Annotated in this window: 11 protein-coding genes; 8 read left to right on the top strand and 3 right to left on the bottom strand. The window is 37.4% G+C overall.

Annotated elements, in window-relative coordinates; genetic code table 11:
* Positions 1–2 precede the first annotated feature (2 nt).
* On the top strand, positions 3–878 hold the full coding sequence (locus EI546_RS06220) for a rhomboid family intramembrane serine protease (RefSeq protein WP_128249734.1): 876 nt from the start codon (positions 3–5) through the stop codon (positions 876–878).
* 5 nt (positions 879–883) lie between these two features.
* Entirely contained in the window at positions 884–1,900 is a 1,017-nt protein-coding gene (locus tag EI546_RS06215; RefSeq protein ID WP_128249733.1) for an endonuclease/exonuclease/phosphatase family protein, read from the top strand.
* A 5-nt stretch (positions 1,901–1,905) separates the two neighbouring features.
* Here EI546_RS06215 and EI546_RS06210 read toward each other — a convergent pair whose 3' ends face one another.
* The gene (locus EI546_RS06210) at positions 1,906–2,529 is read right to left on the bottom strand and encodes a WbqC family protein (RefSeq protein ID WP_128249732.1); all 624 of its coding nucleotides are present in this window, start codon (positions 2,527–2,529) and stop codon (positions 1,906–1,908) included.
* A gap of 686 nt (positions 2,530–3,215) precedes the next feature.
* Between EI546_RS06210 and EI546_RS06205 the strand changes: the two genes are divergently transcribed.
* The 5 genes from EI546_RS06205 (at position 3,216) to EI546_RS06185 (ending at position 11,092) form a co-directional block, all read left to right on the top strand.
* The gene (locus tag EI546_RS06205; protein WP_240673174.1) at positions 3,216–3,743 is read left to right on the top strand and encodes a sugar transferase; all 528 of its coding nucleotides are present in this window, start codon (positions 3,216–3,218) and stop codon (positions 3,741–3,743) included.
* A gap of 307 nt (positions 3,744–4,050) precedes the next feature.
* Entirely contained in the window at positions 4,051–5,187 is a 1,137-nt protein-coding gene (locus EI546_RS06200) for a DegT/DnrJ/EryC1/StrS family aminotransferase (RefSeq protein ID WP_128249730.1), read from the top strand.
* A 4-nt stretch (positions 5,188–5,191) separates the two neighbouring features.
* Positions 5,192–7,156 carry a polysaccharide biosynthesis protein gene (locus tag EI546_RS06195; protein ID WP_128249729.1) on the top strand — a complete coding sequence of 655 codons (1,965 nt, stop codon included), beginning with the start codon at positions 5,192–5,194 and terminating at the stop codon, positions 7,154–7,156.
* A gap of 197 nt (positions 7,157–7,353) precedes the next feature.
* A complete protein-coding gene (locus EI546_RS06190; protein ID WP_128249728.1) occupies positions 7,354–10,362 on the top strand; it encodes a T9SS type A sorting domain-containing protein in 3,009 nt (1,002 codons plus the stop codon).
* Between the two features lie 499 nt (positions 10,363–10,861).
* The gene (locus EI546_RS06185; RefSeq protein WP_128249727.1) at positions 10,862–11,092 is read left to right on the top strand and encodes a hypothetical protein; all 231 of its coding nucleotides are present in this window, start codon (positions 10,862–10,864) and stop codon (positions 11,090–11,092) included.
* Between the two features lie 575 nt (positions 11,093–11,667).
* On the opposite strand, the gene EI546_RS06180 is transcribed toward EI546_RS06185, so the two are convergent.
* Together EI546_RS06180 and EI546_RS06175 are read right to left on the bottom strand one after the other, a co-directional pair.
* Positions 11,668–12,336, bottom strand: a complete 669-nt coding sequence (locus EI546_RS06180; RefSeq protein ID WP_128249726.1) for a ZIP family metal transporter — start codon at positions 12,334–12,336, stop codon at positions 11,668–11,670.
* Positions 12,336–13,067 (bottom strand): class I SAM-dependent methyltransferase, encoded by a 732-nt coding sequence (locus EI546_RS06175; RefSeq protein WP_128249725.1) that lies wholly within the window; start codon positions 13,065–13,067, stop codon positions 12,336–12,338. The genes EI546_RS06180 and EI546_RS06175 overlap by 1 nt, the downstream gene beginning before the upstream one ends.
* Before the next feature lie 60 nt (positions 13,068–13,127).
* Here EI546_RS06175 and EI546_RS06170 point away from each other — a divergent pair, with 60 nt between their 5' ends.
* Entirely contained in the window at positions 13,128–14,285 is a 1,158-nt protein-coding gene (locus EI546_RS06170; RefSeq protein ID WP_128249724.1) for a THUMP domain-containing class I SAM-dependent RNA methyltransferase, read from the top strand.
* The last annotated feature ends 224 nt before the right edge of the window (positions 14,286–14,509 follow it).

Raw genomic sequence — 14,509 nt, 5'->3', positions numbered from 1 at the left:
ATATGGCTATAACGAATCTTTCATATAAATATAAAATGTCCAGTATTGTGGTCAAGTTGATAGTTATAAATACTATAGCATTCTTGGTCGTTAGTTTGGGTTCTTTTATATTTAGGATGAATCCTGGTTATTTCTCTCGTTGGTTTGTATTGAGTGATGACTTGGATACACTTTTATTTCGGCCTTGGACATTGATAACATATGGATTTCTGCATTTTGGGTTTTTCCATATTCTCTTTAATATGATTTGGCTGTACTGGTTTGGCCAATTTGTTTTGAATCTTTTTACTGGCAAGCGATTGCTTACAGTCTATTTGCTCGGGGCTCTTTTTGGGGGACTTCTCTTTGTTCTTTCCTATAATTTCTTTCCAGTTTTTGATGACCATAAAGGATATTTAATTGGAGCATCTGGCGCCGTTACTGCAATTATGATATTTATAGCCACCTATACTCCCAATACCGAATTTCGAATTTTTTCCTTTACCATAAAACTCTGGCATATTGCTTTGTTTCTATTTCTTCTCGATCTCGTTCGCATTCCCACCTCTGGTAATGCCGGAGGATTAATGGCCCACGTGGGTGGGGGAGTTTTTGGTTATTTTTATGCCGTACAATTGGCCAAGGGAAACGATATTGGAAAATGGTTCGAGAACTTTATGGATTGGATCGCAAACCTCTTTAAACCAAGGACGAAAAAACCATTTAGAAAGGTACATCGAACGCGACATACATCTTCGAAACCCGCTAAGAATCAGGATCAAAAATCCGATTATCAAAAAAAGGTAGATTCTATCCTGGATAAAATAAGTCAGAGTGGCTATGAAAGTTTGACCAAAGCAGAAAAAGACTTTCTTTTTAAAGCTGGAAAGGACGACTGAGCGCTATGGGCAGGTTTTTTAATACTATTATGTATTTGGCCAATTTGTTAATGGCCTTTTTGCTTTTATTATCCTTTATTCTTCCCTATCTGCCACCCAGCCGATTTCCCACAATCTCAATGCTCAGCTTGTTGGTTCCTTTCCTTATCCTGATAAACATCATTTTTGCCCTATATTGGGCTTTTCAGCTCCGACGAAGGTTTTTTATATCGGCTTTCGTAATCGTGGCTTCCTACTTTTATTTTAATGCATTTTATAAAATTTCTGCTGAAGGAAATCCGGCTGATTACAAAAACACATTAACTGTTATGTCATATAACGTCCGTCTTTTTAATAGCTACGAAAAGAAGCCTTTAGAAAACGGATCCAAAACTATGAAGGCGTATTTTGAGGCAGAAAATCCGGATGTTGTCTGTTTTCAGGAATATTACAAACCCAATAAGGTGGATTTTTCTGCCTATCCTTATCGATATGAGCATTTTAAAACTCCCAAATCGAAATTGGGCAATGCCATATTCTCGAAGTATCCATTGATAAATAAAGGAGCGTTCGACTTTAAGGATACAGGAAATAATACCATTTATGCGGATGTTATAAAAGGGAAAGACACTCTCCGCATATACAGTGCGCATTTACAATCCATCGGTATTTTACCCGAAGTTCAGTTTTTGCAGGACACCGATAATAGTTGGCTTCGCAAAAAATTTACAAATGCTTTTGCTAAACAACAGAACCAAATAAACAGTATCCAGAACCATAAAGCCAAGTCCAAATACCCGGTGATTATTTGTGGCGATTTCAATAATACTCCTTTTTCATATACTTACCGTACTATGAAAGGTGATATGAAAGATGCTTTTAGGGAAAGAGGTAATGGATTGGGGACTACGTTCTTATTTGACCGGTTTCCGTTGCGTATAGATTATATCCTGGTTTCGGAAAATCTGGATGTAATTTCTTTTAAAACCCTTAAAAATACTTTTTCAGATCACTATGCCATACGCACTACATTAGGGTGGTAATCTAATCAGAATTTTAATTTTTGACTTTCCAGATATCCTAGTGCATTTGGACCTTCATTAAATAAAAGGTCCAATACGGAAAGGTTGGATAGGAACCCATGGTTTTCCTGAAAAACCTGGGTATAGGGTTCTGTTTCAAAATTGGTCTTTCTTTTAGAGTTGATTAAATATCGCATATCCTCAAACTCGGGATTTACCTCATATACCATAGTTTTTGAAGTTTTGGCTTCCAAGCCGATAAGTTCAGCTAAGATTTTATATGTTTTTAGATTATGGGCCATTAGACTGGTTACAGGTTCTTTAAAAGGATGCTCCAGGTCATCCTCATAATATTCAAAAAAAGGGGAAGTACGATAGGCACTCTGTAAACTTTTCCAGTGTTGCTCTTGCCAAGGAAAGTCATTCTCCACTATCACTTCTTTTGTTTTTTGACGTTTCCCATCTCTTGTGTGTTTTATGGGAATATTCAATAATAGGATACCATTGCTATGGGCGATATAGGCCCTATTTCTGTAGGTCTGCTTTTGGTAGTTGTCCTCCATTTCCCAGACAATATTTTCTGTCTGGGCTGCAGCGGCCATTTGTTCAATGGAAGGAAAATAAGAAGGATGGAGAAGGATAGTTTTCATTAAATGGTATAAGTGGGTAAAAATAGGAAATGGAAATGGGAATATAATAAAGAAATGAAATTCGAAATTAGATGGAATTTACTTTGTCAATCCTCTCCTCCATAAATTTTGTTGTCAATTTGAAAAATTATTAATTTTTTTCGACCTCTTTTCTTTTTTGCATTGCCCAAAATCCTTCGACTCCGCTCAGGACAGGCTTCAACAAAAAAGACTAGGCTGACGAAACTTTTTCTAAACTTATTTTGGCAGCTAAAATTTAGGAACTTGCATTGATATTTTTTGCTAAATAAAAGATTTATAAATCTCAAATATCACTCTTACTCTAATGAAGAAGTCTCGCTACTTTTTTATATTCCTTGAATCCTGAATCCGCCTTTAATGTTATATTTGAAGCAACCTAGCACAAAAAATGTTGGTAGGGCTCAATATTCAGCAATTCGGACAATAAAAGTATTAACAATAACCTGTTGTCCGTTCATAAATTATAGTTTTATAAATTGCCAAGCTATCTAAACATATAACACATATCACTAAATTTCAATGATTGAATTTATGATATAGATATTTAAAAACCAAAATCAAGGATCCTGAGTGTTTTCTTCAGCCCGGCAGAGCTTAAGAAAATGTATTGAAGGACTGACACTGAATAATCAAACTTGAACCTCTCCAAACGCCTTTTCGATTTTTTGCTTTCGTTTCTTTTACTGTTCCTTTTTGGGTGGCTTATCCTTTTATTGGTACTCTTCTCTTTTCTGGATACGGGTAAAGGACTTTTTCTTCAAACCCGAATTGGTCAATATGGAAAACCATTTCAGATTTTTAAAATCCGCACTATGCATGCTCAAACCGACCAGATTAGCAAGTACGGGAGATTTTTGCGCAGATCCAAGATGGATGAACTGCCCCAACTATTTAATATATTCGTTGGTCAAATGAGTTTTGTGGGTCCCCGACCAGATATTTTAGGATATTACGACCAATTGCAGGGAGAGGATCGCAAGATTTTGGAATTAAAGCCCGGACTTTGCAGTTGGACCGCGTTGAAATATATTGATGAAGATGCGCTACTTCAACTTCAGGCAGATCCGTTGAAATATAATGACGAGGTTATTTTTCCCGACAAGGTGAAAATGAACCTTGATTATTATTATAACCGCTCATTTTGGGAGGACCTCAAAATTATGTGGGCAACCGCTCTTCGCATTATCCATTGAGGTTTACAAAATAAAATCTTGAATTGATGAGGTCGGGAAATCGGAACATTTCAAATGCTACATAAAACGGGCTATCCAAATTCGTGCCGAGCTAAAGGACTTTTCCTATATTTCGATTTATTTTAGGCATAAATTATTTTATAGCTTAAATATTTTTAACTTTGCTCTTTCCCCACAAGCTATCTAAATTCTGGTATTTAGACAATAAATAGTGAAGAATTAGACGATTAACCAAATGAAATTTTTCCCCAGATTGTTCAAAATACTTAAATAATGCATTCAGGACTTCAAGGGGATAACATAGACAATGAATGAAAAGATTTACCTCTCATCGCCTCATATGGGCGGAAGCGAACAAGATTATGTCCAGGAAGCATTTGCATCCAATTGGATTGCACCATTAGGACCTAATGTAAGCGGATTTGAGCTCGCCATAGAATCCTATTTGGGAGAAGAAAGTCACGTCGCTGCACTTAGCTCGGGTACGGCTGCTATCCATTTAGCATTAATATTACTTGGCGTAGGTCGGGGTGATGAAGTAATATGCCAGAGTTTAACATTTTCTGCATCTGCTAATCCAATTGTTTATCTTGGAGCGACTCCAGTTTTTGTTGATAGTGAATCCGAAACCTGGAATATAAGTCCACATTATCTTGAAGAGGCTATAAAATCTAGAACAGCTAAAGGGAAAAAGCCAAAAGCCATTGTTGCCGTTCATCTTTATGGAATGCCATATAAGGCAGAAGAAATACGGGAGATAGCCGATAAATACGGAATTCCGATAGTAGAAGATAGTGCCGAAGCCCTAGGAAGTACTTATAAGGAAAGAAAATGCGGTACATTTGGTGATATTTCTATCCTTTCATTCAATGGCAACAAAATCATTACCACATCCGGTGGAGGTGCATTAGTTTCCAGAAATCCCCAACATAAATCCAAAGCTGTTTTTTTAGCAACCCAAGCGCGCGATGAAGCGCCTCATTATCAACATAGTCATATTGGGTATAACTATAGGTTGAGCAATGTATGTGCTGGTATTGGAAGAGGACAGATGGAGATACTCGATGATCATGTAGCATTACGTCGAAAAATGAATCAATTTTATAAAGGTATTTTTAATCCCATAGATGGAATTGATGTTTTTAGTGAACCAAACCCTGAGTTTTTTAGTAATCATTGGCTTAGTTGTATTATATTTAATAATCCGGATAACAATATTAACCCTGATGGTTTAAGGGAGGCACTTTTAAGCGAAAACATAGAATCCAGACCGATATGGAAACCGATGCATCTGCAACCTGTTTTTAAGGATGCACCTTATTATGGCGATGGAACCAGTGAATCAATTTTTAAAAACGGACTCTGTCTTCCGTCGGGAAGTAATTTAACCGAAATTGAGCGGGAACGCATAGAGAAATCTATTTTGGCTTATTTTAATTCATAAGATTATGCGGCGAGGCAAAACCATTCAAAGATTTTTTAATAAAAGATATGGTCTTTTCAGGAGGTTCGTTCTCGATCAACGATTCCTTCCAAGGTGGGTTGTTCTTTCTATTGATCTGGCAATTTGCGTTTTTTCCTACACGGTTTCTGTCTTTCTTTTGGCCGATACTTCGCTACAGTCAAACGATGTATTTAGCTTTTTTCAAAGGGCGGTTATTTTAGTTTCTATCCATCTTATTTGTTTCGTACTCTTCCGCTCCTACTCGGGGATTATCAGACATAGTACCTTTACCGATGTTTATAGGTTAGCGATGGCTACCGTTGCCATGTTTTTAATATCCATGATCGGAAACAGCGCGTATAAATCCTTTGGTTCCCACGAAATATTTTCTTGGATGGATCTACTGCTTTATGCGATTTTGTCCTTTATCTTCCTAGTTGCATTGCGAGTGTCGGTAAAGGAATCCTATCGTTTTTTGAAAGCTACGGCAGCCCAGAGTTCCTCCAAGAAAAGATTGATAATCTTTGGTGTAAGCGATAAGAGTATTGGATTGGCCCAATCATTAATAAGTGATCCTACCGCGCCCTACCAACCAGTGGCATTTTTGTCAATGAGCGAAAAAAGGAACAACTTTAAGATTATGAATCTACCTGTACTCAACTGTTGTGATGACATTGAGGATGACCTTCGGGATATTCGGGTAAATTTCAATGTTGAAGGGGTATTATTGGTAGGTGACATGCTTTCCGTGGTTGAGAAAAATCAAATTATGGAGCATGCCTTTTCGGTAGGAATGGAGGTGTATAGCACTTCGCTACCTGAAAGATGGGAAAAACATTCCGATATGGAATTTAAAATTGCTCCCCTGCAAATTGAAGATTTGTTGGAGCGGCACGTGATTGAAACGGACATCAAATTGATTTCGGAAGATCTGCGGGGCAAAAACATTTTGGTCACCGGTGGGGCCGGAAGTATAGGAAGCGAGCTTGTCCGCCAAATAGCCGAACTGGAACCCAAAAGATTGATAGTTCTGGATAACGCAGAAAGTCCCTTGCACGGGATAGATCTTTATCTCAAAAACAATCACCCGCAATTAAATTACCAGGTGTATTTGGCCGATGTGACCAATAAGGACCGAATGAAGGGTATTTTTGATAAATACCGTTTTGAGATTGTTTATCACGCCGCAGCCTACAAACATGTGCCAATGATAGAAAGACATCCGCGTGAAGGTATTCGGGCCAATATAATCGGAACCCGTACTCTAGCTGATCTTGCTATCAAATACGGTTGCGAACGATTTGTTATGATCTCGACGGATAAGGCGGTAAACCCCAGTAACGTAATGGGTGCCTCTAAGAGAGCTGCCGAAATGTATGTTCAGGCCCTCCAGAAAAGACCGAATGTGAAAACAAAATTTATAACCACCCGTTTTGGAAACGTTTTGGGAAGCAATGGGTCGGTAATTCCTTTCTTTAAGGAACAAATTAAAAGAGGCGGTCCGGTTACCGTTACCCACAAAGACATTACACGGTATTTTATGACCATCAAAGAGGCGTGTCAATTGGTATTGCAAGCTGGAACAATGGGCCATGGAGGTGAGATTTTTGTTTTCGACATGGGTAAACCGGTCAAGATTTTGGATATGGCCGAAAGAATGATCAAGCTTTCGGGGTTAAGGCCATACGTGGACATACCAATAGAAATCGTCGGTTTAAGAGAAGGTGAAAAATTATATGAGGAATTGTTGATTGATGGAGAGACCACTCTTCCAACCTTTCACCCAAAAATTATGGTGGGCAGGGTAATGGACCACGATTACGATGAAATTTGCAGCTCTTTGGACGAACTTGAAAAATTAGCGAATAGTATTGGGAAAAAGAAGTTTATAATTCAAAAGCTAAAATGTCTTATTCCCGAATATGTAAGCCAAAATTCAGAATTTTCGCAACTTGATGAACATTCCTGAGATATAATATGTATATTCGAAGTGTTATTTCCCCACTAATTTTCCCTCCTCAAAAATACCTTCCCCAGTTATTATTATTATAATAATTCCCCAATTGTAATCCTCCCCAATAACAATTACTCCCTAATAATTGCAAAGAATATTTATTCAGTTGTATTGAGTTTTTCTTTGAAGTTTAATTTTAAATATGGATTATTATGGAAACAACAGTATTTAATAATTGGGGCAGATTTCTATTGCTGATTTTCTTTGTTTCATCCGTGGGATGGAGTCAGGGATTGGAGAATTTTGCCAACTCTCCTGCTGGTACTAATTATGAAGACGGTTCATTTGTCGGAAATAATGGTGTCACTTGGACGTATGTTGCATCTCGTGATGGTAATGGGGATGCAAATGGATCGGGAATTGAACTCCCTGCACTTATGCTTCGGCGCTCGTCGGATGAAAGTAAGATTACATCAAGCCCAATTCCAGGTGGAATTGGCAATTTTAGTTTAAAACTTTACAAAGGTTTTACAGGGGGCGGAGATCGCCAAGTGGAATTGTTTGTAAATGGAATTTCTAAGGGCGTTTCTACCGGATTCGATGATTTTGATGAACACATTTTCCAAGTTGATAATATTAACATTTTGGGAAATGTCGTTATCGAAATTCGGAATATTACAAGTAAACAAGTAATAATTGATGATATTTCATGGACAGCTTTTGCTGGAGGTGGAAATACGGGACCCTCAATATCTCTCATTGAACAAAATCCGATGAAGGAGTATGTTACCTCCTCAGACCCTGTATTGGTTTCCGCTGCAATAGTTGATGTGGACGGTATATCTTCAGCAGAACTGCATTGGGGTACCGTTTCGGGAAATTTAAATAATACAATTTCCATGGCTTTATTAGGTGGAGTTTTGTTTCAGGCAGTTAGCCCAATCCCCGCACATCCTGATGGTACAACGGTTTATTATGAAATTCAGGCTACTGATGCTCACGCCTCCCCTGCCACAACAGTTAGTCCGGAACATAGCTATACCGTTTCTGATCCAGTTCCTTTAGTTCTTCCTTATTTTAACCCCTTCCGTATCCAAGGTGATCTAAATAGAGCTATAAGTGAAGACTTTATATTTAACAATACGGTTTTAATAAGCAGTGGCGGTGGTTTTTTGCAAATTAATAATGGCAGTGTTATTTCGGCACAAATTGATTTTTCGCAGTATGAAAATCTTACGGTTATTTTTGATATGACAACCTATGGAGGGAATAATGGCCAAGAAATGAAAATTTCAGTTTCTAATGATAATGGAGGGACCTTTACGGAGGTTGTTACCATTCCCACACCATCAAGTTATGGGACATTTACACAACTTATAGATCTTTCTTCCCTAAATGGGAACGAAGGACGGATAAAATTTGAAAAAGTAAATGGCTCAAGTTCTATAAGATTCCGAGATCTTAGTATTGTTGGGGATTTTGAAGGTTTCTTTTATTTAAATGGAAATTGGACTCCTTATAATCCCAATGGGATTTCTACATTGCAAGATGATGTTTTTATAATAAATGGTACAGCGTCGTTACCACTCAACACCAGCACACGCAATGTTATAATAACTGATGGAGCACAATTAAAGATTGAAAATGTGCTCACTATTGCTGGTAATATTTTGAACAAAGGGAATCTCTGGTTCGCAAGTACTCCTACAAGAAATGGCGAACTTGGCCCAGTACCAGCAGGTTCTACGGTTACTGGAAATGCAACGGTGCATCGTTATTTAAGTGACAAGCAATCCTATAGGATGATAAGTAGCGCGGTTACAACCACAACTTCCATACATGCCAATTGGCAGGAAGGAGCTACCAGTAATACTCATAACCCATCTCCAGGTTTTGGAACTCACATAACAGGATCTACCATTGACCAAGAAAATGGATTTGATGGTACAGTAACTGGAGCTCCCTCCATGTTCCGTTTGAATTATAGCAATCAGGATTTTGGAGCCATAGATAATACAGATACCAACCTACTTCACGCAGGTGAATCCTTTTTGATGTGGTTAAGGGGAGATAGAAGTTTAGATTTGAGCGATATGAATGCCTCGAGCGCGACAACATTGCGCGCTACGGGAACCTTAAAAGTCGGTACTGCTATTCAGAATTTCTCTACAGTAAATACAAGGGATTTTGCGATGTTTGGAAATCCTTATCAAGGTGTTGTGGATGTAAACAGTTTAATGGGTAGCGCTGTTAATGTAAATCCATTGTATTATTATGTTTATGATCCAAACCTGGGCGACCATGGAGCTTTTGTTACCGTAAATCTTACGGATGGCAATGGCACCAATACTTCAGGTTCCACTGCAAACAAATACCTCCAGCCAGGACAAGCAGCGCAAGTCTCAACTCTCGCGCCGGGTCCTTCCTCCTTGACTTTTAACGAGAGTGATAAGGCACCCGGACAATTCACCGCTACCAATGCAACGGGAGATTTAATGACCGCAGATAATATGCTTACGGTCCAGTTGTTTACTGATGAAAATTTCACTAATGGCGGTCCGGTACATGATAGCTTCGGAATTGTTTTTGCTGAAGGAAGTGACGACGGTCTTACAATGGAGGATGCAGTTAAGCCTATGAACTTTTATGAAAATCTTGGAATTGATCATGAAGGAACTTATTTAAGTCTGGAGCATCGATCCCTTCCGCAACCGCAACCCTCTGATACGTATTGGATATATAGCTCCGGTTATCAAAGTTCCGATTATGTTCTCAAAATGAACCTGACCGGCCTTGACAATGTGGAGGTTGTTCTGGAGGATACTTTTACTGATGAAACCATTCTCATGAGCAATCTTCAGGAAACAATACATAATTTCTCGGTGGATCCTTCCGATCCATTGAGTGTTGCAACCGATCGGTTTAATATAAGAGTGAATGAGGTTTTGGCTGTTAATGACCATAATTTGCTTTCTGGAATTATGCTATATCCAAACCCGTTGCAAGGAAACAATTTCCAGATTAGAGTGCCAAATTTGAATAATGAAAATGTTTTGGTTAGCGTAAAGGATATGACCGGCAGAAGTATTTTCAATCACATTCTGGAATGCCGAGATAATGTTATAATTGTTCGAATGGATGATAATTTAGCCTCCGGATTATATTTAGTGACCATAAATCACAGGGGCCAAAATCAAACATTACGATTAATTAAAAACTAAATATTAAAATTCTATTTTCCAAATAATAGGAGCGGCCCTTGCAAAGCCGCTCTTCTTCTTGGGTAGAAATAATGTTATTGTTATTATTTTCGAAATTATTAAAACCTGTTTTTTCATTTCAACATCTCTAAAAAATTATAAGAAGTCGTGTTAGGTATTTACAAATTTGTTTTTATCTTTGTCGTTATATCAGATTGTGTTATAGTCAACTTCTTTAGTCCCATTCTTAATGAGGATTAGCAATTAAGATTATTTTGCAGTATGCTAACATCACTGAACTTTAGGGTTATTGATTAGATTCTATACTTTGAAATTTTAGAGATTCCAAATAAGTCGACTTATGTCGAAATTTAGAAAATTGAGTTTTTCATAATATATGCGAACTAAGTTGATAATATTTTGGAAATATTTTTTGGAATGACCTTAAAAAGAAGTATATTTATAATTAAGATTTAAAAATCGCTCTAACAAGACCAAATTAAATAATAAAACTAATACTATGAAGAAAGATAATAAAACCGTAAGCAAAAAAATTAAGTTGATGCTTATCGGCCTATTGTTAGTGGGCAGTTTTACAGCGAGTGCGCAAATCACTCTTCCCGGAGGTGGGACTGTTGAAGATGCGCCACCACCGGCTCCTATTGATGGTTTCTTAAGTATCGGATTGATTGCTGGAGCATGTATAGGACTTCGTAATCGTCTTAAAACAAAAGATATTAAGGAAGATTAGTATATTTTCTGAACTTTCAGATTTTCACTTATATAGAATAGACTTCATTACAAATGATTCTATTTGGGATTATTGAAAATTAAAAATCAATACTCCAATTAAGCCCGATTTATGCATTCATGCAAATCGGGCTTAGTCTATTTAATATACTTGGATAAGTCAAAAAAGAATTTCTTAGAACAACTGATTGTTAGAAAAGATGGGATCAAATCTGTAGAAAATAGATTTTCCATTCAGAGAAGTAAACTACAGTCTTTTATTCCAAATTACTGTATAGGTTCCAGGAATTCTTTTCAAAAAAAAACTTCATTCTTAAAAGAATGGATGGTTTTTTAATACTATCCGGTGGAATTATTTAAGAATCTTTATTCGAGCCAACAATAGAAGGTATTTACATCATTGTTACCGAAAGCCCCTTGCTATTTGAAATCCGTTTTTAAGTTTTATCAATAAGAAGTAACCTATATCCATCCTCCTTACAAGATCTTACAAATGGATTCTTATATCTTAGGTCTTGAGTCTTAGATCTTATTCGGCCACGACTAATTGTTTTTATATTTATTTGGAGTGAAGTATTAAAGAAGATATGCCATCCCGATTGCCACAATTACAGCGGCCATTTTTGCAGGATGGAATTTGTGGTTTTTCGAACTTTCAAATAGGATAGTTGTTGAAACGTGCAGAAATATTCCAATCACCACTGCGGTTATCTGGGTTTCGTATTGATGTACAAATTCGTAATGGTTGGAAATAAAGTTTCCCAAAGGAGTCATGACTCCAAAGAAAAATAAAAAGAACAGGGTAGTCGATTGCTTGTAGCCAGCTGTTATAAAAAAGAAGGATAATATAATGGCAACTGGAATTTTATGGATAATAATTGCAACCAATAAATTATTTTCTTCGGAAATGGGGAACCCTTCCATAAAAGCGTGAATGCTCAAGCTAATAAACAAGATCCAGGGAAAATGCTTGTTTTCAGAGTGTAGGTGAACGTGGCCATGCTCTGCTCCTTTAGAGAAAAACTCCAGAAATATTTGTAGGAGAATCCCAAGCATAATATACACGCCGATGCTTTTAGATGGAGATTCAAAGACTTTTGGAAGGAGTTCAAATACCGTTATGGAAAGTAAAAAAGCTCCACTAAAGGCCATAAAGACCTCCATGTTTTTTAAATCCTTTTTTCGTAGAATAAGAGCCACAATGTAGCCGGCTACTACGGCCAAAAACAATAAAAGATAGTTCATCAATGGAATATTAGTATCAACCTTTCCGAGGTTTTTTCATCAAAATCTGCTAAATGATAGTCGCCAAAAACAGCCTTTATTTCTACTTCAGCTTGTTTAAAAAATGTTTGGAAATCTTTTAAAGTCAGTGCTTTTACTCGTTCCGTATAGGAGTGGTTTTCTCCCTTATCGTTAAATCGGATATTTTTAAAGATAAATCCGTTTTCAATATACTTTTCAATTTCAAAAGTAATTCCCCCTACCTTCTTTTTTTCTCGGGGCACCAAATTATCAATTGCCAATTTTACGTTCAGAAAATCGATTACTCCATAACCTCCTGGTTTTAATTCTGCTTTTATAGATTTGATCGTTCTTAGATTGTCGATATCGTTTTTAAAATAGCCATAGCTTGTAAATAGATTGAATACGGCATCAAATTTTTGTGGATATGGAACGCACATATCGTGAACGGCAAAATGTAGATTTATATTTTCAAACTGCTTGGCGTAGGCTATGCTTTCTTCTGAAAGATCTACTCCCGTTACATCAAATCCCCTCCTGGATAAATATTTGGAATGACGGCCCCTTCCGCAAGCAAGGTCCAGAATACTGTCATTTTCTTTCAGATTTAAATAGCTTGTAAGGGTATTCATAAAAAGAGCAGCCTCTCGATGGTCCCTATCTTTGTAAAGCAGATGGTAATAAGGTGTGTTGAACCACGACGCGTACCAAGCTTCGTCTTCTTTTTGCATAGTTATCGTTTCGCCCTGCAAAAATACTGTATTTTTGCATCTAAATCTTGAAAATGTCCTATGGCAATGAATTTTAAAATGGTCGCAAAAACTCTATTCGGACTAGAGGAGCTTTTGGCTCAAGAACTTCGTCAACTCGGGGGCTCATCCATCGAAATAGGAATCCGGAATGTTTCATTTGAAGGTGATACAGGGTTTATGTACAAAGCCAACCTATGCTGCCGAACTGCTATAAAGATTTTAAAACCTATTACTGTCTTTAATATTTTCACGGAAGAAGATCTTTATAAGAAGATTTATGATATTGAATGGGAACAATATATGGATGTAAACGGAACACTCGCCGTAAATGCTACAGTGTTTTCCGATGTATTTACACATTCACAATATATTGCCCTAAAGACAAAAGATGCCATTGTTGATCGTTTTCGGGATAAAACGGGCGAGCGGCCTAACGTAGATTTAGACCATCCTACTCTCCGAATAAACATTCATATAGATCGGAACATCTGTACGGTTTCACTGGATAGTTCAGGAGAATCCTTGCATAAAAGGGGCTATAAAACCGAAAGCGTTTTCGCTCCAATAAATGAAGTTTTAGCAGCTGGTATTATTATGCTTTCTGGATGGAATGGCCAATGCGATCTTCTTGATCCCATGTGTGGTGGAGGAACAATTCTTACCGAGGCAGCGATGATTGCCTGTAATATTCCACCTAATTTAAATAGAGAGGAATTTGGATTTGAAACCTGGCCGGATTTTGATGTCGATCTATATGAAATGATCGAAGCAGCGGCACTTAAAAAGATTCGTGATTTCTCCCATAAAATCTATGGATATGATCTTGATGCCATCGCCATTAAAAAAGCCAAGGAAAATATTAAAAATGCAAATCTGCAAGAGTTTATAGAAGTGGAACAGCAGGACTTTTTTGAGAGTGAAAAAGAAAAAGCAGCTCCGTCGTACATCATTTTCAACCCTCCCTACGATGAACGCCTTTCTTTAAACGATGCAGAAAATTTTTACAGTTCTATTGGCAATACATTAAAACGAGGTTATCCGGGGACACAAGCCTGGATGATAACCTCAAATATGGAAGCCTTGAAATTTGTAGGCCTACGGCCCTCAAAGAAAATAAAGCTCTTTAATGGAAAGCTGGAGGCCAGACTAGTTCGATATGAAATGTACGAGGGAAGCAGAAAGGCTGCGAAGCAGTGAGCGGAAGTGAGTGGTCAGTATACAGTATTCAGTGGTCATTGGCAAGTCACCAGTAGCCAGTAATTAGCTGGAGTCGCAGTTTTCAGTGGCAGTTTCATCGATACATTTTGAAAGTGCAAACTGTAGTCATTTTAGTTTCTGCTTTGGAGGTGCTTTCAAAACACTTAGAAACCTTGGATCTGGAATTTATAAAAATGATTCGACCTGTATCAAGGTCGTACAAA

The organism is Aequorivita sp. H23M31, assembly GCF_004022485.1.
Lineage (GTDB): Bacteria > Bacteroidota > Bacteroidia > Flavobacteriales > Flavobacteriaceae > Aequorivita > Aequorivita ciconiae.
Note: the sequence above shows the minus strand (reverse complement) of the source record. Positions and strands in the feature narration are given on the sequence as shown.